The organism is Microbacterium sediminis, from assembly GCF_004564075.1.
GTDB lineage: Bacteria > Actinomycetota > Actinomycetes > Actinomycetales > Microbacteriaceae > Microbacterium > Microbacterium sediminis.
This window is the reverse complement of sequence record NZ_CP038256.1, coordinates 2,061,363-2,087,513: the sequence shown is the minus strand read 5'-3', so window position 1 is coordinate 2,087,513 and position 26,151 is coordinate 2,061,363. Positions and strand designations below refer to the sequence as shown.

Annotated in this window: 23 protein-coding genes, 1 tRNA gene and 1 pseudogene; 16 read left to right on the top strand and 9 right to left on the bottom strand. The window is 71.6% G+C overall.

What is annotated here, in order from left to right; all coding sequences use genetic code 11:
- Positions 1-232: 232 nt before the first annotated feature.
- A complete protein-coding gene (gene aceB / locus E3O41_RS09920; protein WP_067026297.1) occupies positions 233-1,885 on the bottom strand; it encodes a malate synthase A in 1,653 nt (550 codons plus the stop codon).
- 31 nt (positions 1,886-1,916) lie between these two features.
- Positions 1,917-3,221: an isocitrate lyase gene (gene aceA, locus E3O41_RS09915; protein ID WP_135012319.1), complete on the bottom strand. Its 1,305-nt coding sequence runs from the start codon at positions 3,219-3,221 to the stop codon at positions 1,917-1,919.
- A 139-nt stretch (positions 3,222-3,360) separates the two neighbouring features.
- Here aceA and E3O41_RS09910 point away from each other — a divergent pair, with 139 nt between their 5' ends.
- Positions 3,361-4,806 (top strand): helix-turn-helix transcriptional regulator, encoded by a 1,446-nt coding sequence (locus E3O41_RS09910; RefSeq protein WP_135012317.1) that lies wholly within the window; start codon positions 3,361-3,363, stop codon positions 4,804-4,806.
- A 158-nt stretch (positions 4,807-4,964) separates the two neighbouring features.
- Here E3O41_RS09910 and E3O41_RS09905 read toward each other — a convergent pair whose 3' ends face one another.
- Positions 4,965-5,843 (bottom strand): EamA family transporter, encoded by an 879-nt coding sequence (locus tag E3O41_RS09905; RefSeq protein ID WP_067026291.1) that lies wholly within the window; start codon positions 5,841-5,843, stop codon positions 4,965-4,967.
- A 79-nt stretch (positions 5,844-5,922) separates the two neighbouring features.
- Between E3O41_RS09905 and E3O41_RS09900 the strand changes: the two genes are divergently transcribed.
- From E3O41_RS09900 to E3O41_RS14440, 4 genes are all read left to right on the top strand, one after another.
- A complete protein-coding gene (locus E3O41_RS09900; RefSeq protein WP_067026289.1) occupies positions 5,923-6,501 on the top strand; it encodes an isochorismatase family protein in 579 nt (192 codons plus the stop codon).
- A complete protein-coding gene (locus tag E3O41_RS09895) occupies positions 6,498-7,436 on the top strand; it encodes a D-2-hydroxyacid dehydrogenase family protein (RefSeq protein WP_067026287.1) in 939 nt (312 codons plus the stop codon). Before E3O41_RS09900 ends, E3O41_RS09895 begins: the two co-directional genes overlap by 4 nt.
- An 18-nt stretch (positions 7,437-7,454) precedes the next feature.
- Positions 7,455-7,527, top strand: a tRNA-Lys gene (locus E3O41_RS09890).
- 49 nt (positions 7,528-7,576) lie between these two features.
- Entirely contained in the window at positions 7,577-7,726 is a 150-nt protein-coding gene (locus tag E3O41_RS14440; protein ID WP_244927244.1) for a hypothetical protein, read from the top strand.
- 284 nt (positions 7,727-8,010) lie between these two features.
- Here the strand turns inward: E3O41_RS14440 and E3O41_RS14535 are convergent.
- Positions 8,011-8,106: pseudogene (locus E3O41_RS14535) on the bottom strand (MerR family transcriptional regulator); the annotation flags it as partial.
- A gap of 146 nt (positions 8,107-8,252) precedes the next feature.
- Between E3O41_RS14535 and E3O41_RS09880 the strand changes: the two are divergent.
- Both E3O41_RS09880 and E3O41_RS09875 read left to right on the top strand, forming a co-directional pair.
- The gene (locus E3O41_RS09880; RefSeq protein WP_067026282.1) at positions 8,253-8,762 is read left to right on the top strand and encodes a DUF2306 domain-containing protein; all 510 of its coding nucleotides are present in this window, start codon (positions 8,253-8,255) and stop codon (positions 8,760-8,762) included.
- A 25-nt stretch (positions 8,763-8,787) separates the two neighbouring features.
- Entirely contained in the window at positions 8,788-9,402 is a 615-nt protein-coding gene (locus E3O41_RS09875; protein ID WP_067026280.1) for a GyrI-like domain-containing protein, read from the top strand.
- Between the two features lie 5 nt (positions 9,403-9,407).
- Here the strand turns inward: E3O41_RS09875 and E3O41_RS09870 are convergent, their stop codons facing one another.
- On the bottom strand, positions 9,408-10,016 hold the full coding sequence (locus E3O41_RS09870) for a rhomboid family intramembrane serine protease (RefSeq protein WP_067026278.1): 609 nt from the start codon (positions 10,014-10,016) through the stop codon (positions 9,408-9,410).
- Between the two features lie 93 nt (positions 10,017-10,109).
- On the opposite strand from E3O41_RS09870, the gene E3O41_RS09865 reads away from it, so the two are divergent.
- From E3O41_RS09865 to E3O41_RS09840, 6 genes are all read left to right on the top strand, one after another.
- Positions 10,110-10,742: a response regulator transcription factor gene (locus E3O41_RS09865; protein WP_067026276.1), complete on the top strand. Its 633-nt coding sequence runs from the start codon at positions 10,110-10,112 to the stop codon at positions 10,740-10,742.
- Between the two features lie 213 nt (positions 10,743-10,955).
- Complete coding sequence (purE, locus tag E3O41_RS09860) at positions 10,956-11,435, top strand: 5-(carboxyamino)imidazole ribonucleotide mutase (RefSeq protein WP_067026435.1); 480 nt, start codon at positions 10,956-10,958, stop codon at positions 11,433-11,435.
- Positions 11,432-12,868, top strand: coding sequence for an LCP family protein (locus E3O41_RS09855; RefSeq protein ID WP_135012315.1), 1,437 nt, complete (start codon positions 11,432-11,434; stop codon positions 12,866-12,868). Before purE ends, E3O41_RS09855 begins: the two co-directional genes overlap by 4 nt.
- 67 nt (positions 12,869-12,935) lie before the next feature.
- The gene (locus E3O41_RS09850; RefSeq protein ID WP_067026272.1) at positions 12,936-14,015 is read left to right on the top strand and encodes a glycosyltransferase; all 1,080 of its coding nucleotides are present in this window, start codon (positions 12,936-12,938) and stop codon (positions 14,013-14,015) included.
- Positions 14,016-14,085: 70 nt separating this feature from the next.
- Positions 14,086-14,967, top strand: a complete 882-nt coding sequence (locus tag E3O41_RS09845) for an ABC transporter permease (protein WP_099566300.1) — start codon at positions 14,086-14,088, stop codon at positions 14,965-14,967.
- Complete coding sequence (locus E3O41_RS09840; RefSeq protein WP_067026270.1) at positions 14,967-15,728, top strand: ABC transporter ATP-binding protein; 762 nt, start codon at positions 14,967-14,969, stop codon at positions 15,726-15,728. Before E3O41_RS09845 ends, E3O41_RS09840 begins: the two co-directional genes overlap by 1 nt.
- Before the next feature lie 6 nt (positions 15,729-15,734).
- Here E3O41_RS09840 and E3O41_RS09835 read toward each other — a convergent pair whose 3' ends face one another.
- On the bottom strand, positions 15,735-16,646 hold the full coding sequence (locus E3O41_RS09835; RefSeq protein ID WP_067026268.1) for a glycosyltransferase family 2 protein: 912 nt from the start codon (positions 16,644-16,646) through the stop codon (positions 15,735-15,737).
- A 127-nt stretch (positions 16,647-16,773) separates the two neighbouring features.
- Between E3O41_RS09835 and E3O41_RS09830 the strand changes: the two genes are divergently transcribed.
- Positions 16,774-18,834 carry a hypothetical protein gene (locus E3O41_RS09830; RefSeq protein ID WP_135012313.1) on the top strand — a complete coding sequence of 687 codons (2,061 nt, stop codon included), beginning with the start codon at positions 16,774-16,776 and terminating at the stop codon, positions 18,832-18,834.
- Between the two features lie 37 nt (positions 18,835-18,871).
- A complete protein-coding gene (locus E3O41_RS09825; protein ID WP_162303967.1) occupies positions 18,872-20,599 on the top strand; it encodes a glycosyltransferase family 2 protein in 1,728 nt (575 codons plus the stop codon).
- Positions 20,600-20,601: 2 nt separating this feature from the next.
- On the opposite strand, the gene E3O41_RS09820 is transcribed toward E3O41_RS09825, so the two are convergent.
- Both E3O41_RS09820 and E3O41_RS09815 read right to left on the bottom strand, forming a co-directional pair.
- Positions 20,602-21,684 (bottom strand): glycosyltransferase, encoded by a 1,083-nt coding sequence (locus E3O41_RS09820; RefSeq protein WP_067026262.1) that lies wholly within the window; start codon positions 21,682-21,684, stop codon positions 20,602-20,604.
- 33 nt (positions 21,685-21,717) lie between these two features.
- The gene (locus E3O41_RS09815; RefSeq protein ID WP_067026260.1) at positions 21,718-23,769 is read right to left on the bottom strand and encodes an acyltransferase family protein; all 2,052 of its coding nucleotides are present in this window, start codon (positions 23,767-23,769) and stop codon (positions 21,718-21,720) included.
- Between the two features lie 70 nt (positions 23,770-23,839).
- Between E3O41_RS09815 and E3O41_RS09810 the strand changes: the two genes are divergently transcribed.
- Positions 23,840-25,729, top strand: a complete 1,890-nt coding sequence (locus E3O41_RS09810; RefSeq protein WP_135012307.1) for a DUF6020 family protein — start codon at positions 23,840-23,842, stop codon at positions 25,727-25,729.
- Here E3O41_RS09810 and E3O41_RS09805 read toward each other — a convergent pair.
- Positions 25,677-26,129 (bottom strand): GtrA family protein, encoded by a 453-nt coding sequence (locus E3O41_RS09805; RefSeq protein WP_067026256.1) that lies wholly within the window; start codon positions 26,127-26,129, stop codon positions 25,677-25,679. The genes E3O41_RS09810 and E3O41_RS09805 overlap by 53 nt on opposite strands.
- Positions 26,130-26,151 lie beyond the last annotated feature (22 nt).

The window sequence follows — 26,151 nt, the reverse complement described above, 5'->3', positions numbered from 1 at the left end:
GGGTCGCGCGGAGGGACGGCGGGCACGGCGAAGCGCCGGCCTCACCGGGAATGGCGGTGGGCCGTCAGGCTCTGTTGCTCGCCGACGCAGAGCGCGTCGACGGCCTCCTCACTCCCCGAAGGGATCCCATCTCGAACACGCCCGACATCTTACGCCGCGCGTCTGAGCGCGGACGGGGCGCGGCGAGGGCCCGGAACCCCGTGCGGGTCCCGGGCCCTGCGTGCCGCGCGGCTCAGGCGCGCTCGACGAGGTGGTCGGCGTAGGCCTTCGTCGTGAGGAACGGCGTGAAGGTGCGGCTCAGCGCCACGTCGCGGAACACCTGCGCGGCGTCGTCGAAGCGGTCGCCGTCGCGACGCTCGATCGACCCGAGCACGCGGTCGATGATCGCCGAGACGTACTCGGTGGTGATCGGGGTGCCCTCGGCGGTCGACTGATCCTGGTGGATCCACTGCCAGATCTGCGAGCGCGAGATCTCGGCGGTCGCGGCGTCCTCCATGAGGTTGTTGATCGCCACGGCGCCCTGCCCCCGCAGCCACGCCTCGATGTAGCGGATCGCCACCTCGACGTTCTCGGCCACGCCGCGCTCGGTGATCGGGCGGCCGATGTGCAGCGAGAGCAGGTGGCGCTCGCGCACGTCGACGTCGTCGCGCTGCCGCTCGAGCTGGTGCGGGCGCTCGCCGAGCACCGCGTCGAACTCGGCCTGCGCGACCGGGATGAGGTCGGGGTGCGCCACCCACGTGCCGTCGAACCCGTCGCCGGCCTCGCGCTTCTTGTCGGCCGCGACCTTGGCGAGCGCGTTGGCGTTGACCTCGGGATCGCGGCGGCTCGGGATGAAGGCGCTCATGCCGCCGATCGCGTAGGCGCCCCGCTTGTGGCAGGTCTTCACGAGCAGCTCGGTGTAGGCGCGCATGAAGCCCACGGTCATCGTGACCTCGTTGCGGTCGGGCAGCACGAAGCGCGAGCCGCGGCCGCGGTAGGTCTTGATGATCGAGAAGATGTAGTCCCACCGCCCGGCGTTCAGGCCCGCGCAGTGATCGCGCAGCTCGTAGAGGATCTCCTCCATCTGGAACGCCGCCGGAAGTGTCTCGATGAGCACCGTCGCGCGGATCGTGCCGTGTGGCAGGTGCAGGAACTGCTCGGTGAACGTGAACACCTGATCCCACAGCCGCGCCTCCTCGGCCGACTCCAGCTTCGGCAGGTAGAAGTACGGCCCGCGGCCGCGCGCGATGAGCTCGCGCGCGTTGTGGAACGCGTACAGGCCGAAGTCCACGAGCGAGCCGGACGCGGCCATCGTGCGGCCGTGGCGGTCGGTGAAGTGCAGGTGGTGCTCCTCGAGGTGCCAGCCGCGCGGGCGCATCACGATCGTGGGCGTGCGCTCGGCGGTGACGGCGTAGTGCTTGCCCTCGGGAGAGGTGTACTCGAGGCGCTCGCGGATCGCGTCGTACAGCGACAGCTGGCCGCCGATGACGTTCGCCCAGGTGGGGCTCGTGGCGTCCTCCTGGTCGGCGAGCCAGACCTTCGCGCCCGAGTTGAGCGCGTTGATCGTCATGCGCGGATCGGTGGGACCGGTGATCTCGACGCGTCGGTCCTCGAGGCCCGGGCCGGCGCCGGCGACGCGCCAGCTCGGGTTCTCGCGGATGCGGCGCGTGTCCTCGCGGAACTTCGGGTCGCGGCCGAGGCCGACCTCGTAGCCGTGGCGCATCCGATCGGCGAGGCGGTCGTAGCGCGCACCGGCGAACAGCTCGTGCAGCTGGGTGAGGAAAGCCAGCGCCTCGGGCGTGAGGATCTCGGCGTAGCGCGGGCGCAGGGGGCCGACCACGCGCATGCTGGGGTGGACGGGGGGATGGGTCTGCTCCGCCGGCGGGGCGGGGGCGAGGATGGTCATGTCTGTCTCCTGAGATCGTGGCGAGCGCGGATCAGTGGAACTGCTCGGACTCGGTGGAGCCGACGAGAGCGAGGGTCGACGCGTCCGGGTTGAGGGCGGTCGAGACCCGATCGAAGTAGCCGGTGCCGGCCTCGCGCTGGTGGCGCGTGGCGGTGTAGCCGGAGGCCTCCGCGGCGAACTCGGCGTTCTGCAGCTCGACGTAGGCGCTCATGGCGCGCTCCGCGTAGCCGCTGGCGAGCTGGAACATCGAGTGGTTCAGCGCGTGGAAGCCGGCGAGAGTGATGAACTGGAAGCGGTAGCCGAGCTCGGCCAGCTCCGCCTGGAACGACGCGATCTGCCGGTCATCCAGCGCGGCCGACCAGTTGAAGCTCGGCGAGCAGTTGTAGGCGAGCATCTTGCCGGGGAACTCCGCGTGGATCGCGTTCGCGAACTCGCGGGCCAGCTCGATGTCGGGCGTGCCGGTCTCGACCCACAGCAGGTCGGCGTACGGCGCGTACGCCAGGCCGCGCGAGATCACCGGCTCGATCCCATTGCGCACCCGGTAGAAGCCCTCGCTCGTGCGCGCGCCGGTGGTGAACGGGCGGTCGCGCTCGTCGATGTCGCTCGTGAGCAGGTCGGCGGCCAGCGCGTCGGTGCGGGCGATCTGGATGGTCGGCACGCCCGCGACGTCGGCGGCGAGCCGGGCGGCGTTGAGGGTGCGGATGTGCTGGCTCGTGGGCACGAGCACCTTGCCGCCCAGGTGGCCGCACTTCTTCTCGCTGGCGAGCTGGTCCTCCCAGTGGATGCCGGCGGCCCCGGCCTGGATCATCGACAGCGCCAGCTCGAAGGCGTTGAGCGGACCGCCGAAGCCGGCCTCGGCGTCGGCGACGATCGGCGCCATCCAGTCGCGGGTCAGCTCGCCCTCCGCGAATTCGAGCTGGTGCTGGCGCAGCAGGGCGTTGTTGATGCGGCGCACGACGGCGGGGACCGAGTTGGCGGGGTAGAGCGACTGGTCGGGGTAGGTCTGCCCGGCGAGGTTCGCGTCGGCGGCCACCTGCCAGCCCGACAGGTAGATCGCCTTCAGGCCGGCGCGCACCTGCTGCACGGCCTGGTTGCCGGTGAGGGCGCCGAGGGCGCGGACGTACTCGTCGTCGTGCAGCCGCTGCCACAGGACCTCGGCGCCGCGGCGCGCGAGGGTCGCGTCCTCGCGGATCGCGCCGCGGAGGCGGATGACGTCCTCGGCCGTGTAGGTGCGCTCGATGCCGTTCCAGCGGGGGTCGGCGTCCCACTCGAGCTGCAGCTCGGCGGCGGTCTGCGTCTGGTCGCCCGGGAGCGTGGGGGAGGCGGTGGTGGTCATCGTCGAACTCCTTCGTACGTGCGGTTGCGGGAACCGGTGCACACCACGATCCGTGAAACTCACCCGGGTGAACCCACCGAGTTCGGCAGAAATAACGGGGTTCTTCTGCTCCCGGGAACTCTGTGGCAGGATCGGCGCCATGCTTCTCGACGACGAGACCGATGCCGACGCGATCGCCGTGGGCCGCCGCATCCGCGCCCTGCGCACCGAGCGCGGCATCCGCCTGGCCGAGCTGGCCGAGCGGGTGGGGCGGGCGCCCAGCCAGCTGTCGATGATCGAGAACGGCCGCCGGGAGCCGCGGCTGTCGATGCTGCGGGCGATCGCTCAGGCCCTGGGCGTGCCCACCGACGCGCTGCTGGCGCCCGAGGAGCTGGACGAGCGCAGCCGCATGGAGGTGGCGCTGGAGCGCGAGATGCGCTCGCCGCGGTTCCGGGAGCTTGGCATCGAGCCGTTCCGGATCCCCAAGGGCATGCCCGACGAGGCCCTGCGCGCGATCCTGCGCCTGACGGGAGAGATCGATCGGCTCACCGACGAGCGCCAGGCCACGCCGGAGGAGGCGCGCCGGGCGAACATCGAGCTGCGCGCGCTGATGCGCTCGCAGGACAATCACTTCCCGCACCTCGAGCAGACCGCGCGCGACCTGCTCCGCGCGATCGATCACCCGGGCGGGCCGCTCACGCAGCGGGCCGCGAGCGACATCGCCGCCCACCTCGGCTTCACCCTGCACTACGTGAGCGACCTGCCATCGAGCACGCGCAGCGTCGTCGACCTCAAGCACCGCCGGCTCTACCTGCCGAATCGCGTGTCGCGCGATCCGCGCGGCCCGATCCTGCAGGCGCTCGCCAGCCGCGTGCTCGGGCACGCCGAGCCGTCCACGTACGGGGAGTTCCTGCGCCAACGCGTGGAGCAGAACTACCTGGCGGGCGCGCTCATGATCCCCGAGGAGGGAGCCGTCGCCGCGCTGCGCGAGGCCAAGGAGCGCCGCGCGATCTCGATCGAGGACCTGCGCGACGCCTACGCCGTCTCGTACGAGACCGCCGCCCATCGCTTCAGCAACCTCGCCACGCGGCACCTCGACATCCCGGTGCACTTCCTGAAGGTGCACGAATCGGGAACGATCACGAAGGCGTACGAGAACGACGACGTGAACTTCCCGACCGACCGGCTCGGATCCATCGAGGGCCAGATGTGCTGCCGGCACTGGACCAGCCGCGTGATCTTCGACGTCGAGGACCACTTCAACCCGTACTACCAGTACACCGACACCGGGAACGGCACCTACTGGTGCACGGCGCGCGTGGAGCACTCCAGCCAGGGCGCCCACTCGCTGAGCATCGGCGTGCGCTTCGACGACACGAAGTGGTTCGTGGGCCGCGACACCCCCAACCGGCGGGTCTCGCGCCACGCCGTCGAGACCTGCTGCCGGCGCCCTCCCGAGGAGCTCGCCTCCCGCTGGCGCGATGGCGCGTGGCCCAACGTCGCCACGCCCCGCACGCTGCTCGCCACGCTGCCCACCGGCTCGTTTCCCGGCGTCGACACCACCGACGTCTACGAGTTCCTCGAGGCTCACGCCCCGAGGAACTGACGCCGTCCGGTCGTCGAGCGGAGCCGCGCAGCGGCGTAGCCGAGACGGGTCGAGCGAGCGCAGCGAGTCGAGACCGGTGGGCCGCTGGCGGTTTCGACTCCATGCCTGCGGCGCACGACGAGCCGTGGGGTCAGCCGCTCGTCGAGCGGAGCCGCCCGCTACGCGAGCGCGAACAGCACCGCCGCCCCCAGCGCCAGCGCGAGGCCGATCCACTGGGGCGATGCGAGGCGCTCCCGCAGCACGAGTGCGGCCAGCAGCACGGTGCCGCCGGGGTAGAGGGCCTGCAGCACCCCGACGATCGCCAGGTCGCCCGAGCGCAGCGCGAGCAGGATGAGGACGTTCGCGGCGGCGTCGCACACGCCCGCTGCGAGCGCGATCCGCAGTCCGGGGGCGCGGGACCCCGCGGACAGGGCCGTCTCCGCGGATCGCGTCGCGGCCCGGCGGCGCACCGCGAGCGCGACCACCGCGGCGCCCGTGAGCGCCACCAGCACGGCGCGGCTGACGATGAGCGGCGTGACGCCCGAGGCGTCGCTCGTGCGGTCGAGCAGGATCACGAACGCGCCGAACGCGACGCCGGCGATCACCGTGAGCAGCAGCGGAACGGCGCGCGGCCGCACGGCGTGCTCGCCGCGGGCGCGGGTGATGAGCACCACCGCCGTCAGGGCGCACGCCGCGCCGACCCAGGCCAGCGGGCCGAGCGCCTCGCCCTCCACGGCCACGGCCCACAGCGCCGGCACGATCGCCGACAGCACCGCCGCCAGGGGCGAGAGGATGATCATCGGCCCGGTGGCGAATCCCGCGTAGAGACACACGAGACCCACGGCGTAGAGGGCGCCGACGCCGGCACCCCATCCGCTGTCGGCCCACGACCACGTCCCGCCCACGAGCAGCTGCGACGGCAGCAGCACGACGAGGGCGGCGAGCCCCGTGAACAGCGTGACGCGCACGGCCGCCATCCGCCGGGAGGCCAGGCCGCCGAGGAAATCGGCGCCGCCCCAGATCATGGCGCCGATGAGGGCGAGGGCGGCGGCGAGCATCGGGCCCAGTCTCCCATGCGGACGGGGCGCGCCCCGCGTCGTACGCTGGGACCAGGATCGAGCGAGGAGGCGGATCGACATGAGCAAGGCGCTTCTCATCGTCGACGTGCAGAACGACTTCACGGAGGGCGGTGCCCTCGGCGTGGACGGCGGCGACGCCGTGGCGGAGGGGATCACGCGGCTGCTGGCCGAACGGGCCGGCGACTACGCGCTGATCATCGCCTCGCGCGACTGGCACGACCCCGACAGCGACAACGGCGGCCACATCGTGTCCGAGCCCGACTACGTCGACTCGTGGCCGGCCCACTGCATCGCCGGCACGGAGGGGGCGGAGTACGACCCGGGCCTCGAAACCGCCGCCGTGACACATCACGTCAAGAAGGGGCAGGGCAAGCCGGCCTACTCGATGTTCGAGGGTGTGACCGACGCGGGCGAGACGGTCGGCGATCTGCTCACCGAGCACGGCATCGTCGAGGTCGACGTCGTCGGCATCGCCACCGATCACTGCGTGCGCGCCTCGGCACTCGACGCGATCTCGCACGGCCAGCGGGTGCGGGTCCTCACCGACCTCGTCGCCGGGGTCGCGCCGGAGCCCAGCGAGGCGGCGCTGGCCGAGCTCGTCCACGCCGGCGCGGAGCTCGCCGAAGCGCGCGCATGAGGATCGTCGTCCTCGACGACTATCAGCGCGTCGCGCCGACGTACGCGGACTGGGCACGCTTCGACGCCGACGTGGCCTTCTTCGATCGCCCGGTCCGGGGCGCCGAACTGACCGACGCGCTCGCCGGGGCCGAGGTGATCGTCGCCATGCGCGAGCGCACCGCCTTCCCGCGTGAGCTGCTCGAGCGCCTGCCCGACCTGCGCCTGCTCGTCACCACCGGCGCGCGCAACGACGCCATCGACCTGGACGCCGCGCGCCGCCTCGGCGTGACGGTCTGCGGCACCGAGGCGCCGGGCACCTCCACGCCCGAGCTGGCGTGGGGCCTCATCCTCGCGGTGCTGCGCAGCATCCCGCTCGAGGACGCCGGCATGCGCACCGGCGGCTGGCAGACCACGATCGGCGGCGACCTCGCCGGGCGCCGGCTCGGGATCGTCGGGCTCGGGCGGCTCGGCGAGCGCATGGCCCGCATCGGACAGGCGTTCGGCATGGACGTCGTGGCCTGGAGCCTGAACCTCGACCCGACCCGCGCCGCCGCGCTCGGCGTGACCGCGGTGACGAAGGACGAGCTCTTCTCGAGCTCCGACGTCGTCACGATCCACTACAAGCTCGGCGAGCGCAGCCGCGGCCTCGTCGGCGCGGCCGAGATCGCACTGATGACGCCCTCGGCGATCCTCGTCAACACCTCGCGCGGCCCGATCGTCGACACCGACGCGCTGATCCGCGCCCTCGAGGAGGGGCGGATCCGCGGCGCCGGCATCGACGTCTTCGACGAGGAGCCGCTGCCCGCCGACCACCCGCTGCGCTCGGCGCCGCGGACCGTGCTCACCCCGCACCTGGGCTACGTCACCGACGGCACCTACCGCGTGTTCTACCCCCAGGCCGTCGAGGCCATCGCGGCCTGGCGCTCCGGCACCCCGATCCGGGTCCTCGCCTGAGCACCGTAAAGTTGATGCGGGCCTATAGCTCAGTCGGTAGAGCAGCGGACTTTTAATCCGTAGGTCGAGGGTTCGAGCCCCTCTGGGCCCACTCCCGATCCTCGCCCGCCAGCGCCGCCGAGGCGTGAGCCCACAGGGTCATGCCCGCCACGACCTTCAGCTGCGCGCGCGTGCCGACGAGCACCCGCAGCGCCACGGCGTCGCGCGAGGGTGCGGGGGCGGCGGCGCGGGCGGTGGCGACGTCGTGGGCCGCGATCGTCGAGAGGGCGCGGGCCACCTCGACGAGGTAGTCGGGCGAATAGGGCAGACCGGACGCCGCGACGTCGGCCAGCGCGCCGGCCAGCGCCGCGCGCGCCCGCGAGCGGACGGGGGACCAGCCCGCCGCGGCGGCGACCTGCGCGAGCAAGGCGTCCTCGGAGGCGCCCGAGGGGGCCTCGCGGTCGAGCCCGGACGCGATCACCTGGCTCAGCTCCATCACGTCGATCAGCGGAACATCGGCGTCATCCAGCAGCGCGGTCAGCTCGCGGATCTGCGAGATCGGCGTCTCGAACACCGTGCGCAGGGTCGTGATGAGGCGGATCCTCTCCACGTGCGCCTCGCCGTACTCGGCCGTCGTCATGTTCCGCAGCCGTCCCGGCGGCAGGATCCCCTCGCGGATCCAGTGCTTCACCGAGGCCTTCGCGACGCCGGTGCGGGCGGCCAGCTCCCTGAGCTTCACGTCGGCATCCCCTCTGTCGTGCGGGCCCGATTGGAGAGTCCGCGGCCCCCGCGCTCTCCACGTTGCACGCGGGGGCGGGGCAGTCGGACAGTAGCACCATGGAGCCCTTCGGCGGAGAGACCTTCGAGCACGTGATGATCATCCTGCACGCGACGGCCGGGACGGTCGCCGTGCTGCTGCCGGCCGTCAACCTGCTGCGCCGCCGCAAGGACCGCGCGCACCGCTGGATCGGCCGCAGCTGGGTGGTCGCGATGTACCTGCTGTGCACCTCGGGCATGTTCATCTACTCCATGACGGGCGGGTTCACTCTCTTCCACGCCCTCGCGCTGTTCACGTTCGTCACCACCACGCTCGGCGTCCTCGCCATCCGCCGCGGCCGGGTCCGCGCCCACGTCGGCAACATGGTCGGCAGCTGGCTCGGCGCGATCGGCGCGGGCACCGCGGCCGCGCTCGTGCCCGGCCGGCAGATCACGGCGTGGATGATCGGGACGCCGGCGACCTTCTGGACCGTCGTGGCGCTCATCGTGCTGGCGACCACCGCCTGGACCGCGTGGGTGCTGTTGCGGATCGGCCCGCGCGTGCGACCCGCCGCGCGCGTGACGGCCTGAGCGCGCGGCCTGCCAGACTCGAGGCATGGCCGAGAAGGTCGACCTCGTCAGGACGCTCGACGCGTACCGCGCTCGCCGCGGGGAGTTCCGCGTCGTCGAGGTGCCGCGGACGCGCTACCTGGCGATCGATGGATCGGGCGATCCGAACACGTCCGAGCGGTATCGCGAGACGCTCGAGACCCTGTATCCCGTGGCGTACGCGGCCAAGTTCGCCAGCAAGGCGGCGGGGCGGGATTACGTGGTGCCGCCGCTGGAGGGCCTGTGGTGGGCCGACGACATGGCGGCGTTCACGAGCGCGCGCGACAAGTCCCGCTGGCACTGGACGATGCTGCTGATGCTGCCGGACTGGATCGACGCCGCCGCCGCCGACGCCGCGATCGCGCGGGCCGGGGCGAAGCGGCCCCCGCGCCTGGGCGACCTGCGGGTGATCGAGCTCTCCGAGGGCACGTGCGTGCAGACCCTGCACGTCGGATCGTTCGACGACGAGGCGCCCGTGCTCGCCCGCCTGCACGACGAGGTGATCCCGGAGCTCGGGCTGCGCATGACGGGCCGGCACCACGAGATCTACCTCAGCGACCCGCGCCGCACCGCGCCCGCGCGGCTCCGCACGATCCTGCGCCAGCCCGTGGCGCCGCGCTGAGCGGCTCAGGCGCGCGCGATCCGCTTGGGACGGGTGGCGATCGCGGCGACGGCGCCGCCGATCGCGCCGAACAGGTGCGCCTGCCAGGAGATGCCCGCCGCGGCGCTGAAGATCCCGACCCACATCGATCCGCCGTAGAGCCCGGCGATCACGAGCGCGATGAGCGCGTAGAGGATGCCGTGGCCGAGCGACCTCGCCACGAACGCGCGGATGAGCAGGTACCCGAAGTACCCGAACACCAGCCCCGACGCCCCGACGGTGATGGTCCCGGGCGCGTTGACGATCCAGGTGCCGACACCGCCGATGAGGGCGATGATCACCGTCACGCCCCAGAATCTGCCCACGCCGTCGAGCGCCACGAGCAGCCCGAGGATGAGGAACGGCACCGAGTTCGACACGAGGTGCGACCAGTCGCCGTGCAGTCCGGGGGAGAGCAGGATCCCGTCCAGGCCGTCGAACGACCACGAGATGAGCCCGAACATCTGGTTCCAGCTCCCCGGCAGCGCGTCGTCCAGGGCCCGCACGACCCACATCACGGCGAGCAGCAGCACGGGCTGCGCCGCACGGGCGAGCAGTCCGCCGCCCGTTCGGGCCGGCGCGGGGGTGATCGTCATGGCATCATCGTCGCATCTCGCTCCGCGGCCCATCACAGAGATCGCGCAGAAGGTGCCGGCCCGCGGGCGAGAGTCGGGTCGTAGCCTGGATGGATGAGCAGCGACGACTTCCACAAGCCCGTGAAGCGGCCGTCGGAGACGTTCGACCGCCTGTTCGCGGCGGAGGACCCGGCCGAGGTGTCTCGCGCGGCCCACTCCACGGCGCAGGCCCTGCTCGCGAGGGCGCGGCACGAGAGCGACGACACGGTCATCGACCGGCTCATCTCGTTCACCGACCGGCACGGCATCGACGATCTCGCGGAGCTGTGGTCGCGCTCGCCCGCCAAGACGCTGCCGGGGTCGCTGTGGCGGCTGTACCTGCTGCAGCTGTCGATCCACGACGACCCGCAGACCGCGTCGCTCATCTACGAGCGGGGGCGCACCGAGATCTCGTCGGCCGACCCGGTGGTCGCCGGCGCGCCGTCGCCCGCCGGGCCGCACGAGCTCGTCGCGCTCATCGACACGATCCTGCGCGGCGCGTTCACGGGGGACTTCGCCGGCGCGCTGGACCGGGCCGCGGCGTTCTGCCGCGTGCAGGCCTCGGGTGCCACGCACCTCGCCGACGACTACGAGGGCAGCGAGCCGCACCGCTCGAGCGCCCTCACCGCCCGCGCGCTGCGTCTGTCGACCTACGCGGGCGACCTCACCACCGCCGCGAAGCTGTGGCGGGCGGACGCGCTCGTGTGAGTGGGTCAGCGCTGGTCGCTTCATCTGCGGCGCTTCGCGCCTGCGTTCAGCAACCGATCGGGATACCCACCGGTTCCTGAACGGAGCGGCGCAGCCGCGGAGATGAAGGGACCACCGCAGACGGGCCGCGGGTCGCACCCCCGCGCGCTCAGGAACGCCGCATAGCCTTGTCGGGTGCTGCACTCGTCACCGAACCCCCTCGTCGGCGTCGTCATGGGATCCGATTCCGACTGGCGCGTGATGGTCGACGCGTCGCAGGCGCTGACCGACTTCGGCATCGCGCACGAGGTCGAGGTCGTCTCGGCGCACCGTACGCCCGACAAGCTCGTGGCCTACGGTCGCGAGGCGCGCGGCCGCGGTCTGCGCGCGATCATCGCCGGGGCCGGCGGCGCGGCGCACCTGCCCGGCATGCTCGCCAGCCTCACCGCGCTGCCGGTGATCGGCGTCCCCGTGCAGCTGAAGACCCTCGAGGGCCTGGACTCGCTGCTGTCGATCGTGCAGATGCCCGCCGGCATCCCCGTCGCCACGGTGTCGATCAACGGTGCGAGGAACGCCGGACTCCTCGCCGCCCGCATCCTCGGCGCCTCCGACGCCGCGATCGCCGACCGGATCGAGGCCTACGCCCGCGAGCTCGAGGCGCAGGTGGGCGAGAAGAACCAGCGGCTGAAGGCGTCGCTGCGGGAGACCGAGTGAGCGTGACGAGCCCGCCGCGCGTGCGTTCGGCGCCGGCGAGCGGGATCCTGAACGCCCGCCCGCTGCGCAACCCCGACGCGCAGTCGCCGCAGGTCATGACGCGCCGCGGCTGGTGGCTCGTGATCCTGGGCTGGCTGATCCCCGGCTCGGCGCAGGTGCTCGCCGGCAACCGCCGGCTCGGCCGCATCGGCATCGCCTCGACGCTGGTGCTGTGGGCCGTGGCGATCCTCGGCGTGCTCGGTGTGCTGCTCTGGCGTGCCGGGACGATCACCGTCCTCACGTTCCCGTTCGTGAGCCTGATCGGCGGGATCGCGCTCATCGCGTACGGCGTGCTGTGGGTGCTGCTCGCCATCGACACCCTGCGCCTCGTGCGGCTCGTGAAGACGAGCAGCCCGAGCCGCTACCTCATCGCGCTCGTCTCGATCCTCACGATGGTGCTCACCGGCAGCGTGGTCGCCTACGGCGCGCCCCGCATGTTCGCCGCGAGCTCCGGCATCGGCCAGGTGTTCCAGTTCGGCCCGCCGATCCCGCCGAGCGACGGCTACTACAACATCCTCCTGCTCGGCGCCGACTCGGGCGAGGGGCGCGACTCGATGCGCTTCGACAGCATCTCGGTCGTCTCCATCAATGCCGACACCGGCGCCGTGACGATCACCGGCATCCCGCGCGACATGCCGCACTTCCCGTTCGCGGACGGGCCGATGCAGGAGCTCTACCCCGACGGGCACTACGGCGTCTCCGATCCCGTGTGCGGCTGGAGCAGCGGCATCAACCAGCTGCGCACCGAGGTCGAGCTCTGCCGCGCGGACGAGAACCTCTACCCGGATGCCGAGTCCCACGGATCGACGCCGGGGGTGGAGGCGACGAAGGACGCCGCGGAGGGGATCCTCGGCATCGAGATCCCGTACTACGTGTTCATCGACATGGACGGCTTCGCGGCGCTCATCGACGCCCTCGGCGGCGTCGACATCGAGGTCACCGAGCGGCTGCCGAAGGGCTGGGGCCCCGCGTACGAGGGGCAGCCCGTGGACGAGTGGGCGGTCGGCTGGATCGAGCCGGGCCTGCAGCACATGGACGGCGACACCGCGCAGTGGTACGCCCGCTCCCGCTACACGACCAACGACTGGGACCGCATGGAGCGCCAGCGCCAGCTGCAGGCGGCGATTCTCGCCCAGTTCACGCCGCAGAACGTGCTGGATCGCTTCCAGCAGATCCTCGGCGCCGGCGATCACCTCGTCCAGACCGACATCCCGCAGGCGATGCTCGGCCCCTTCGTCGACCTCGCGGTGAAGGCGCGGGAGCAGCCGTTCGCCTCGATCGAGCTCACGCCGGAGGGCGGCGTCGACCCGGAGGAACCCGACTACGGGCAGATCCGCGACATGATCCAGAGCGCCCTGCACCCGCCGACGCCCACCGCCACCCCCGCGCCGTGAGGCGGCCGGTGTTGCGCGTCGTGACGCTCGACGGTTCCGATCAGGTCGCCGTGGGTACGCTCGTGATATGTCGGTGAGTCTTCGCGTCGTCCTCGATCAGCTCGTCGCGCCGACGCACGGCGACCTCCGGGCGGCCTCGCGCGATCTCGCCCACGCCCTCGTCGCCTCGGCGCCGCTCGGATGCCGGGTGGAGGCGATCGCGCCCGCCGGCGCACCGCTCGAGGTCCCCGGCCTGGCGGGCGAGAAGCGACTGCGCGGCTCGCGCGGCCAGATCGCGGCGTCGTGGCAGCTCGGCATCGCGCCGGGCGTGGGCGGCGGCATGATCCACTCGCCCACGCTGCTGGCGCCGCTGGTGCGCCACGACCGCGTCAACGAGGGCGACCAGACCGTCGTGACGCTGTGGGACCTGCTGGCCTGGGAGGCGCCCGGCGAGATGCCGCGCGCCGAGGCCGGCTGGCACAAGGCGATGCTGCGCCGCGCGATGCGCCACGCCGACGCGGTGGTCGTGCCGACGCACGCGATCGCCGATCAGCTGGCCGAGCGCGTCGACCTCGACGAGCGGGTGCGCGTGATCTCCGGCGCCGTGCCGGAGGGCTTCTCGATCCCCTCGGACGCCGAGGCGCGCCGCCGCGACCTCGGGCTGCCGGGGGAGTACGTCGCCGTGGCCGGTGCGCCGGCCGACTCGGACGGCCTCGCCGCCGCCCTCCGCGCGGTCTCGGCCACCGAGCTCGACGCCGTGGTGATCGGCGCGGCCGAGGGATCGGAGCCGGCCATCGCCGACGTCGCGTCGTCCGCGGGACTGCCCGAGCGGCGCGTGCACGTGCGCGGCGCCCTCGACGCCGGCGACCGCGCGGCCCTCCTCGGCGGCGCCCGCGCCTTCCTCGCCCCGAGCGCCCGCAGCGCCTGGCCGTGGCGCGCGACCGAGGCCATGGCCCTGGGCGTGCCGCTCGTCGCGGTCGACTCGCGCGTGCATCACGAGGTCGTCTACGACGGCGGCCTGATCGTGCCCGCCGCCGATCTGGGCGACGCGCTGCGCTCCGCGCTGGAGGACGCCGACCGGCTGTCGGTGCTCGGATGCGACCGGGCCCGCGCCTTCACCTGGCGCGGATCGGCCGAGAAGGTGTGGCAACTCCACGCCGACCTGTGAGCCGCCGGGTGGCATCCAGTTTCGTGGCGCTAGCATCGTCCGTGGCCTATTCCCGAACCTTGTGGGGCGCATCCGAGTGACATCCGTTGATCTGAGCGAGTTCGACGTACCCGGTCGCGGCCGCGGGATCCTCGACGTCATCCGGTGGCGGTACCTGCTCCGCCTGCTCGTGCGCAAGGGAACCGCGACGCGCTACCGCAACTCCGTGCTCGGCTGGACCTGGTCGTACGTGAAGCCCGGCATCCAGTTCCTCATGTACTTCCTCGTGGTGGGGTACATCTTCAACGGCAACAGGGGAATCGCCAACTTCCCGATCTACCTGTTCGCGGGACTCGTGGCGGTGAACTTCTTCAACGAGGCGTTCGGGAATGCGACGACCGCGATCGTCGACAATCGAGCGCTCGTCAAGAAGATCTACCTGCCGCGCGAGCTGTTCCCGATCTCGGCGATCATCGTCGCGTTCGTGCACTTCCTTCCGCAGCTGGCGATCCTGCTCGTGGTGAGCCTGCTCTACGGCTGGGTTCCGTCGTTCGCGGGAATCGGTGCGATGCTGCTGGGGATCCTGCTCGTTGCGGCGCTCGCGCTCGGTCTCGGCATCTTCTTCGCCGGCATCAACGTGCGTTACCGCGACGCTCAGAACTTCGTGGAGATCATCCGCATGGTCTCCACCTGGGCCTCGCCCGTGCTCTACGCGTGGACCCTGGTGCAGGAGAAGGCGAGCGGTTGGATCCTGCACCTGTACATGTCCAACCCCGTCACCGTCGCCGTCGAGCTGTTCCACTGGTCCTTCTGGGAGCCGACCGTCTCCCCGGACGCGGAGCTGCAACCGCACGGCTTCCCTCCCCACTTCAGCCTCTACCTCACGGCGGCGCTCGTGATCTGTGCGCTCGTGCTGATCATCGGACAGCTCACCTTCCGTCGCTTCGAGCGCTCGTTCGCCCAGGACCTGTGATGTCGAACACCCTCACCGTCACGTCGGCCACCAAGCCGTCCATCATCGTCGACCACGTGTCGAAGATGTTCCTCAAGCGCAACACGCACTCCTTCAAGGAGGCGTTCATCAGCTGGATCCAGCGCAAGAAGGTGCGCAGCGACATCTTCACGGCGCTCGATGACGTCAGCTTCCAGATCGGCGAGGGCGAGTCGGTCGCGGTGCTCGGCTTCAACGGGTCCGGCAAGTCCACGACCCTCAAGCTGGTGTCGGGCGTGCTCGAGCCGGACAAGGGGCGGGTCTTCACGCGCGGCCGCGTCGCGGGACTCATCGAGGTGGGTGCGGGCTTCCACCCCGATCTCTCGGGCCGAGAGAACGTGTACCTCAACGCCGCCATCCTCGGTATGAAGCGCGAGGAGATCGAGGCGAGGTTCGACGACATCGTCGCCTTCAGCGAGATCGGCGACTTCATCGACACCGAGGTGAAGCACTACTCCTCGGGCATGTTCATGCGCCTCGCGTTCGCGGTCGCGATCCACGTCGACCTCGACGTGCTGCTCGTCGACGAGGTCCTCTCCGTGGGCGATGCCCCGTTCCGCGAGAAGTGCTACGCCAAGATCGAGGAGCTCGTGGAACGCGGCGTCACGATGCTCGTGGTGAGCCACGACATGTCGACGGTGCAGCGCCTGTGCCGCCGGGGGATCGTCATCCACGAGCACAGGGTGCTCTTCGATGGCCCGATCGAGGAGGCCGTGGAGGTCATCCGCTCGACCGAGCACTGACCGCGGTCAGCGAGAGCGCGCTCCGCGGATGATCCGGCGCACCCTGTCGTAGCCGCGTCGCGCGATGCTGCCGGCGCGGATCTCGGCGCGGATCCCGTTCTCGACGTCGACGAAGCGCTGGTCGATGAACTTGGTGAGGTACAGCGCCAGGCCGGGGCCGTGCTCCTGCACGTAGGCTCGCAGGGCCTCATCGCGCAGCAGTGCGTCGTACTTGGCGTGGTCGCCGCGCGACTCGATGACGCTGTTGCCGGCGGAGCCCGCATCGCCCGTCCGCTGGTGCCAGTAGGCATACGGCTCGTCGCCGAGGTACTCGAGGGGACCGCGGGCGAGCACCTTGAGGTTGAAGTTCCAGTCGCCGACCACCGGCAGCCGCTCGTCGTAGAGGCCGAGCTCTTCGTGGAGCTCGCGGCGGTACACGAACCCGATCGGCACGTAGCGGTTGAAGAGCATCGTGTCGCCCAGCGTCGGCGCCGCGAGCTGGGGCTGGAACATCTCGCGGGCCGTGGTGACGTACGCGTCGCCCTGCTTGGTCTCCCAGAGGATCTCGATGCGCGAGACGACGCCGCCGCGGTCGGGGTGCGCGGACAGGTAGGCCACGGCGCGCTCCAGGAACTCCGGGTGCCAGGTGTCGTCGTCGTCGTGGAGCACGAGCAGAGGGGCGCTCGTGGCGAGGACCCCGGCGTTCGCGCTCACCCAGCGACCGCGCGGCGACTCGTGATGCCGCGCCCGCACGCGTGTGCGGTGCTCGTCGGGCAGCCCCGCGATGAGCGCATCGACGGCCGCCGCGTCGCCGCCGTCGTTGACCACGATGCACTCCCAGTCGGCGAGCGTCTGCGCGGTGATGCTGGCGAGCGCGCGGGCCAGGAAACCGGGGCGGTCCTTCGTCCGGACCACGACCGCGACCAGGGGAGCGTTCATCCCTCCACCTTATTCTCCGCGCGCCGCCGGCTCGCGACGCGCACCTCGTGATGGAGTGGGCACGACCCGCAGCCTCGTCCGTGCATATCGCTGGGCGCGGCACTTCACTTCTGTCACACTAGGTATCATGCGCCGCACGAACGAACCTGATCGTTTCGCGCGTTCGAGGGGACTCACGCTGGCTGTCGCAGCGCTCGTCGGGCTCGTCGGAGCGTTGATCCCCGCCACGGCGTGGGGCGAGACCGCCCCCACGCCGACGCCCGAGCCGGGCTTCACGGCGGTGCCCGAGGAGACGACGACGACTCCGTCGCCGAGCCCCACGACCTCGACGGCCCCGAGCCCGGAGCCGGCACCCACCGCGAGCACGACGCCCGTGCCGACGCCGAGCCAGACGGCCGTGCCCGCGCCACAGCAGAGCGCCGCGCCGGAAGACGCCACGGCCGTGCCGGACCCCTCCGACCCGGCCAGCTACGGCGGCGACACCACCGAGGACGAGGCGCAGCCGGGTGGCTACGCGGGGCCCGAGGGCTTCCAGACGAAGTCCCTCGTCGGCTTCAAGGCGGGCAACATCATCAGCGACGCGAAGATGTTCGCGTCGGGCACGATGTCGGCCGCGCAGATCCAGTCGTTCCTCAACGGCAAGGTCCCGAAGTGCCAGTCGGGCTACGTCTGCCTGAAGGACTACAAGCAGAACACGGCCACGAAGGCCGCGTCGCGCTGGTGCCCCGGCACGTACCAGGGGGCTCAGGCTGAGTCGGCCGCGACGATCATCTCCAAGGCCGCCCGCGCCTGCGGCGTGAACGAGCAGGTGCTGCTCGTCATGCTGCAGAAGGAGCAGGGCCTGGTCACGCACGTGTGGCCGAGCGACTGGCGCTACACGATCGCCATGGGCTATGCCTGCCCGGACAACGCCGCGTGCGACGCCACGTACTACGGCTTCCAGAACCAGATCTACATGGCCGCGTCGCAGCTGAAGCGCTACACCCTCGACTCGTGGTTCAACTGGTACCCGGTGGGGAAGACCTCGAACGTGCGCTGGCACCCGAACGCCTCGTGCGGCTCGGGGCCCGTGCTCATCGAGAACAAGGCCACCGCGGCTCTGTACTACTACACGCCGTATCAGCCGAATGCGGCCGCCCTGCGCGCCGGGTACGGCACGGGTGACAGCTGCTCCGCCTACGGCAACCGCAACTTCTACAATTACTTCACCGACTGGTTCGGCTCCACGCAGGTGCCGAGCGGCTCGAGCCCCGTCGGCGCGGTGGACTCGATCACCCTGATCCCCGGCGGCGTCCGCATCCAGGGCTGGGCGCTGGATGTCGACAGCAACACCGCGGTGACCCTGCGTATCAAGTCCGGTGCCACGGTGGTCGCACGCGCGGTGACGACGATCGCCCGCAGCGACATCGCGGCGCAGTACCCGTCGCACACGGCCCCGGACGGCTTCTCGGTCGACGTGCAGCTGCCTCCCGGTCTCCAGGAGGTCTGCGTCGCGGCGAACAACCTCGGCGGCGGCAGCAACAAGACCCTCGGCTGCCAGCAGGTCGACGCCCAGTCGGGCACACCGATCGGCTACATCAACAACTGGATCCCCATCCCCGGCGGCGTCAAGCTCACCGGCTGGACGATCGACCCCGACACCAGCGCGGCGGTCACGGTCCGCGTGAAGTCCAACGGCAACGTCGTCACGCGCTTCGACGCCAACGCCTACCGCAACGACATCGGGCAGCGCTACCCCGCGTACGGCGCGAACCACGCGTTCTACGTCGAGGTGCCCCTCCCGGCCGGCACGCAGGAGGTCTGCGTGGTCTCCAACAACGTCGGCGCCGGGAAGACCAAGACCCTCGGCTGCCGCACGATCACCCCGCTCGGAGGCACCCCGGTCGGCTACATCAACTCGTGGCAGAACGTGGCCGGCGGCATCAAGGTGAACGGGTGGGCGTACGACCCCGACACCACCGGCCCCGCCACCATCCGCGTGAAGGCCGGCGACAAGGCCGTGGGGTACTTCGAGGCCACCGCACACCGCGACGACCTCGCGCAGCGCTTCCCGTTGTACGGAGGAAACCACGCGTTCTATCAGACGGTGCAGCTGCCGCGCGGCACGCATCACGTCTGCCTCGTGGTCAACAACGTCGGGGCGGGCAAGACGAAGACGCTCGGCTGTCGCTGGATGACCGTGCCCTGAGGCGGGCCCGCAGACCCCCTCGATTAGCATGGACGGGATGCTGTCCACCGCCGCGCCCGCACGTACCCCGCTCCTCTCGGTCGTCATGCCGACGCACAACGTGGGGCCGTGGGTCCGCGAGACGCTGCGCTCCGTGCTGTCGCAGGATCTGACGGAGCTCGAGGTCATCGTGGTCGACGACCACTCGACCGATGCGACGCGCGAGGTGGTGCGCGCGATCGCGGCGGACGATGCGCGTGTGCGCCTGATCGAGGCGAGCAGCCGCGGCGGCGGATCGGCCCGCAACGAGGGGGTCGCGGCCGCGCGCGGCGAGTTCCTGGTCTTCAGCGACGGCGACGACATCGTTCCCGACGGTGCGTACACCGCCCTGGTCGGCAGCCTGCGGGAGTCGGGATCCGACATCGCGTTCGGCGACTACCTCAAGTTCCGCCCGGTCGACACGTGGCGACCGACCGACAGCATGGCGGCGTTCGGACGTCCGCGCCGCGGCATCGCATTCGCCGATGAGCCGACGCTGCTCTACAGCCGGCCCTGCTGGAACAAGGCCTTCCGTCGTGACTGGTGGGTGGACAACGACCTCGCGTTCCCCGACGTGCCCCGCTCCAACGACATCGTCCCGATGGTCCGCGCCTACCTCGCCGCGCGCAGCGTCGACATCGTGCCGGACGTCGTCTACCTCTACCGCGAGCGCCCGGGCGGCAGTTCGATGACCGCCCGCGCCGACTCCTCGACGTCCATCCTGAGCTACCTCGAGCAGGAGCGTCGGTGCGGCGAGCTCGTCGCGGCCGCGGGCGACGAGCAGCTCTCTCGCGTCTACGCGGGCCTCGTGTACGACCGCGACGGCTTCGTTCACATCGCGAAGTACCTCTCGCGGTGGGAAGCGCCCGCCGCGCACGACGCGGATGTGGCCGAGGCGCTGCGCCGGCTGCTCGCCCTCACGCCACGCCCCCCGCGCTACGTGCACAGCTTCAAGCGCCTGACGCTGCAGCTCGCGGCCAACCGCGAGTTCGAGGCCGCGCGGGTGTTCGCGGAGCCGGAGGCGATCGACGGGGAGCACCCCCGGATCCGGCTGCGCGCATGGGCGACGGCGCTCGAGCGCATCAGCGCGCACGACCTCTGGCGCTCCGGCGACCACGAGGCGCTCGTGCTGCCGCTGGCCTCCGCCCTCACCGCGCCGCGCGCCGCGGAGGCCGCCGCGGAGTGGCAGGAGCTGGCCGACGCCATCCGCCGGCTCTTCGGCGATCGCGAGCTGATGCTCGTCCCCGAGGCCTCCGCGCCCGCGGGCGCGGTCGAGCGGGCGCTCGGCTCGCGCGATGCCGTCGCCGCCACCGTGCGCGAGGTCGATGGCGGCGTCGGCGGGCTCACGCTCGTGGGTACCAGCAGACTCGGCGCCGACGATGCCCACCCGGTGCTGTACGACGGCGAGTTCGAGGGCAACCCCCCGATCGAGCCCGCGCGGGTGAGCTGGCGCCGCCGGGCCGAGGGGGACTGGGAGTGGACCGCGGGCTTCCCGGTGCGCAGTCTTCCGCTGCACCGACCGCTCACGCCGGCGATGCGGGTACCGGCCGGTGTGGTCGTCTCGGTCCGCAGCGAGGCGGCGCTGCCCGAGTACGACAAGATGGATCCGTTCCTCTACGACCCGTTCGGGCCCGTCGTGATGATCCGTCGCCGGCGCCACTGGATCCTGCGCGCCGGGCGTCGCGCGCTCGTGACCGTCGTGGGGAAGGCGCGGTCGCTGCTCGGCTCAGCCCGTCGCGGGGCGTGAGCTCAGGCCGTCGCGGGGCGTGACGAGAGCTCGTCCAGCAGCGATCGGTACTGACGAGAGACCGCCCAGGGCGAGATCGGGTCGGTGAAGGCGGCGAAGTCGTCCGCGGTCACCTCGGCGAACAGCCCCGGGTCGCCCAGCAGCTCGGCGATCGACTCGGCGGGACGTGCCGGATCGAAGAAGGCGACCCATCGCTGCCCTCCGAACTGGGACCGCAGGTGCGCCTCGTCGGGCAGCACCACGGGCGTCTGGAAGCTCGCGGCCAGGTGGAGGCTGCCGGAGTTGAGGATCGCCTTGTACGGGAACACGGCGACATCGGCCGCGCGGAACCAGCGCCCGAGATCGCCGTCGGCCACGAACGACAGCTGGGTGATCGTGCGCAGGTCGTCGGGGATGCTGGCGAGGAAGTCGTCCAGCGGCATCTCCTTGACGGCGCCGGCCAGCATCAGCACGATCTCGCGGTCCGGCAGGGCGGCGGCGTGCGCCGCGGTGATCAGTGCGTCCACGCCCTTGTAGGGGCGGATCTGGCCGAGGAACAGCACGGCACGGTCGGCATCGCCCAGCTCGAACGACGCGCGTGCCTGCGCGCGGTCGACGGCGGTGTCGTAGATGCCTTCGTAGCTGGGATGGGGGATGATCCGCACCTTGCCCGGATCGAGCGCCACGACATCCGCGACGACCTCGGCGGTCGCGGGTGCCATCACGTGCACCACGTCGGCGATGCGCGCGAGGTCGCGGTAGAGGGCGACCTCGGCGTCGCGGTAGGCCAGCTCGTGGGGAAGGCGGTTGTGGATCGTCCAGATCACCGAGATGCCGCGTCCGCTCAGCGCCGCCAGGTCGCCGCGCAGCGCGTCGAGCCGCTCCCGCGCCTCCCGGGCGGAGTCGGCCGTCTGGAGCAGCGGCTGGGTCCAGTGCAGGTGCAGCACGTCGTTCCGCTGGAGCCGTCGCAGTTGGCGCCGCAGGCTGTCATAGGTCGTGGCCCCGAGGAACCGCCACCCCTGCGATCTCGCGGCGAGCGCGAGGAGGTTGAGATAGGGGTTCTCCCGCCAGGCGGGGAAGACGAGGACGTTCGAGCCTTGGCGCATCGCAACCGATTCTAATCCGGAGCCCGTTGACGGTCAGCGCTGCCCGACGGCGCGCTCGAGCTCGTCGGCCAGATAGGGGGCGAGCGTCCGGCTGAAGGTCGCGGTGATGTGGTGGGTGTCGCGATAGACGATCACACCGCCGAGCGCCATCGGGCACGCGCCGTCGACGCAGTACGCGTCGCTCAGGTCGATCAGCGGCACGTCCGCCAGCTCGGCCGCCGCCCGCAGCGGGTCGGTGTCGAGATGCGCGTCGGCCTCGGGGAAGGCGCACGTGCGGAGGTCGAACTCCGTCGAGGCCGCCACGCAGTCCTGCGCGGACTGCGGAACGTTGGGGTTGTCGGCGAGCACCACCACCTGGATGCCCGCCTGCTCCGCCGCCCGCCAGGCGGCGGCGTACTCCTGGGCGATGACCTCGCGTGCCGCGTCGTCGACGTCCTGCGTGTTGAGGGCCGTCACGAGCAGCACGTCGTAATCGCCCTGGAGGATGTGCTCGTCGAGGGTCGCGTAGCGCGTGGCGCAGTCCTCGGCGCCCGGCACCCGCCAGACGCACCCGCGCCCCACGTAGGTGTCGATGCTCCAGCCCCGGTCCTCGGCGACCTCCCGCAGCCCCGGCACCAGCATCGCGCCGTGGGAGTCGCCGTTGATCGCGATCCGGAGGGCATCCGGCGACGTCGAGCCGAAGGTGCAGCTGGTCGGCTCCGTCGCCGTGGTGACCTCGTAGTCGTAGCAGCCGTACGCGCCGCCCGTGTCATCCATCAGGCCCGCGAGCGTCGGCACCATCGCGGAGGCGGGGTATGTCGTGCCGGCGTGTCCCTCGCAGCCCGAGGCCAGCAGCAGGTGGGCGCCGCGGCAGTCGGCGGGGTCGGCGAGCTCGTCGGCCACCGCGGCCTGCTGCTCCGCGGCCGCCCGGGCGTTCTGCCACATCGGGACGCCGGCCGAGGCGACCACGAGCACCATGGCGGCGACGGTGGCGAGGCCGATGCGCGCGGGCGCCGCGGTCCGGGTGCGGGCGCCGAACCGGATCGGATCCTCGACGAACCGCTTCACGACCGCCGCGAGCACGATCGTCAGCATCAGGATCACGAGGTTGTGCGGCAGGTCGGGGGCGTGACCCAGCACGGCGGGGGCGATCACGATCAGCGGCCAGTGCCAGAGGTAGATGCCGTACGACTGGTCGCCCAGCCACTGCACGGGGCGCAGAGCGACGGCGCGCTCGAGAACCCGCGACGGGGCCGTCGGGCCGAGCGCGATGAGCAGCGCCGTCGCGGCGGTCGGCAGCAGCGCCGCCGGGCCCGGGAAGCGCGTCGTCGCGTCGAACGCGAAGGCCGTGGCGATCAGCAGGGCCAGTGACGCGAACCAGGCCAGCAGGTGCGCCCAGCGGGGAAGCCGGAGCGCCGGCGCCAGCGCGACGATCGCGCCGAGCGCGAACTCCCACACGCGGCTCACCGTCGAGAAGTAGCCGAACGGATAGCTGGCGCCGGTGAGCCAGACGCTCACGGCGAAGCTGACGACGGCGATCGCGACCACCGCGGTCAGCAGGGCGCGGCGCTTCGCGGCGAGCGACCGGCTGACGCCCACCGTGACGGCGATGACGAGCAGCGGCCAGAGCACGTAGAACTGCTCCTCGGCCGAGAGAGACCAGTAGTGCTGCGCGATCGGCGGCTGGTTGTCGTGGGCGAGGTAGTCGACGCCGTCCGCAGCCAGCAGCCAGTTCTCCACGTAGAGGGCGCTGCCGATGATGGAGCGGAGGTACTGGCCCGCCACGGTCGGCGGGGCCCAGATGAGCGTGAGCACGACGCTCGCCAGCAGCACGAGCAGGCTGGCGGGCAGCAGTCGCCGTGCCCGGGCCGCCCAGAAGCGCGAGAGCTTGAGCGTGCCCGCCTCGCGCCCGCGGACCAGCTGGCCGGTGATGAGGAAGCCCGAGATGACGAAGAAGACGTCGACGCCGATGTAGCCGCCCGGCAGCGCGAGGGGCCAGATGTGGAAGCCGACGACCGCCATGACCGCGAAGGCGCGCAGGGCCTGGATGTCCGTGCGGACGCCGGATCCGCGGGAATCGGGTTCGGGACGGGGTGCTGCGCTCACCCGACAATCCTCACACGCGCCCCGTGCGCCGCCGTCAGGGCGGGCTCAGACTCTGCGCGAGAATAGGGCGGTGACAGAGACTCCGCCCCGCCGCCGGGCGATGACCCCCCTGTTCGACGTCCTCGTGGTGGTGGCGGCGCTGGCGGTCGCCGTGACCGTCGCCTCCGGCACGCAACCGGGCAATCTGCTGGACGTCCTGGACGGCAACAGCGCCGTGGTGGCCTTCGTGTTCGTCGCGACGCTCGTCGCCGGCCTCTGGGTCCGTCGCCGTGTCCCTGCCGGAACGGCCGCGTGGGTGCTGCCGGTGAGCGCGGTGTTCGCCCTCGCCGACATCCTCGGGGTCTCGCTCGGACGATCGGACGCGGGCCTCGATCTGCTGCTGCGGTCGGAGCCGGCGGTGGCCGCCTGGGTGCTGTTCCGGGTCGCCGGGACCTTCTCGGCCTTCGCGATCGGGTTCGCCCTGGTGCTGGTGCTCCTGGGTCGCTACCGCGAGCGGCGACCGGCCGCCGGGCGCGCCGCATCGCTGCTCGAGGCCGTCCGCCGCGGCGGCTGGCGTTCGTTCGCCGCGCTGCTCGGCGTCATCCTCGTCTTCCGCCTGCCGTACCTGATCCTGTGGTGGCCGGGCATCGTGCCGTTCGACACGTTCCGCTCCTACTCGTACGCGCGCGGCGTGGGGGAGTGGGAGCAGTACGAGCCCGTGGGGCATTCCCTGCTGGTCGCCGCGATGCAGGCGATCGGCGCGGCGCTCGGCTGGGGCGATGCGGGCGGCGTCGCCCTCGGTGCGATCCTGCAGGTGCTCACGACATCGGCGGCGTTCGCGTTCCTCCTCGCGCGCCTGGCCGCGTGGGGCCTGCCCGCTGCGGTGTGGATCGCCTCGCTCGCCTGGGTCGCCCTTGTGCCGACACTGGGCCTGGCATCGGTGACGATCGTCAAGGACGTGCCGTTCACCTCGGCGCTCGTGGTGTTCCTCACGTGCCTCGGGGAGATCGCGCGGCGCCGGCACGACGCCGCCGCGCCCCGGTGGCCCTGGTGGACGCTGCTGGGGGCATCCCTCGCCCTGCTCGTGCTGCGCAACAACGGCCTCTACGTCGTCGTGCTCGGTCTCGGGATTCTGGCCGCCACGGTGCTGCGCCGCCACGCCCGGCGGCTGCTCGGCATCCTCGGTGTCTCGATCGTGGCGTACGCGCTGTACGCCGGCCCGCTCACCGCGGCGCTCGGGGCGGAGCCGGGCCCGCCGGCCGAGTCGTGGTCGGTGCCGATCCAGCAGGTCGCGCGCATCGCGGCGGACCATCACGACGAGCTCACGCCCGCCCAGTGGGACTTCGTCGACTCGGTCTTCGACGAGTACGACGCCACGACGATCGGGGCCCACTACGAGCCCGGCATCTCCGACCCCGCGAAGGCCGACGCGAACGCGAACTGGGGCGAGCGATCGACGCTCGAGTTCGTCGGCGGCTGGCTCGACCTCGTCGCGGCGCACCCGCTGTCGGCCGTCGAGGCGACCCTCGCCGGAACCGTCGGGTACTGGGCGCCCGGAGCGCCGTCGTACGACGGCCTGATCTACATGTCGCACAACGATGTGCGCGGCGTGCACCTCGACATCCCCTCGGGCCCGGCCGACGGCGGGCTGCGCGCCTTCCTCGAGCGCAACGAGCTGTTCGGCGACGGCCTGCGCGCGATCCCCGTACTGGGGCTCGTCCTGTCGCCCGGCGTCATCACGTGGGGGTGGGTGATCGCCCTGGTGCTCGTGATCCGCTCACGCCGCTGGTCGGCGCTGGCTGTCTTCGTCCCGGCGATGGTGCTGTTCGCGACGCTTCTGGCCGGGCCCGTGTCGGGCGGCATGCGCTATTCGCTCGGGCTGTACGCGGCGCTGCCCCTGGCCGTGGGCGTCGCCGTCGTGAGCGCGCTCAGCGCGCCGGAGCGGGAGCGTCCTCTCGGAACACGAATCGGTCGTAGGTGAGGTAGCGGAACACCGTGGCGAGCGCCTGGCCGATGAACGTTCCGGAGATGTTGTCGGCCAGCACGCTGTCGAGGCCGAGCACATAGCGCGAGAACGCGAGGCAGCCGAGCTGCAGACCGATCGCGATGAGGTTGCACGCGACGAACGCGACGTAGCGGGACCACTTGTGCGGCAGGTGCCGATCGCTGAACGTCCAGTACCGGTTGCCGACGTACGTCACCACGGAGGCGAGCACGATGGCGATGATCTTGGCCCAGATCGGCTGCGCGAACATCGGGCCGTGACCGGTCACCCAGAACACGAGCGCGTTGTAGGTGAGGGCGTCGACGAGGAACGCGACGCCGCCGATGACGAGGAAGGATCCCGCCTGCTTCGCGTGCTTGGTGGCCGGTGCGGTCATGCGTGCGAGCCTTCCGATCCGA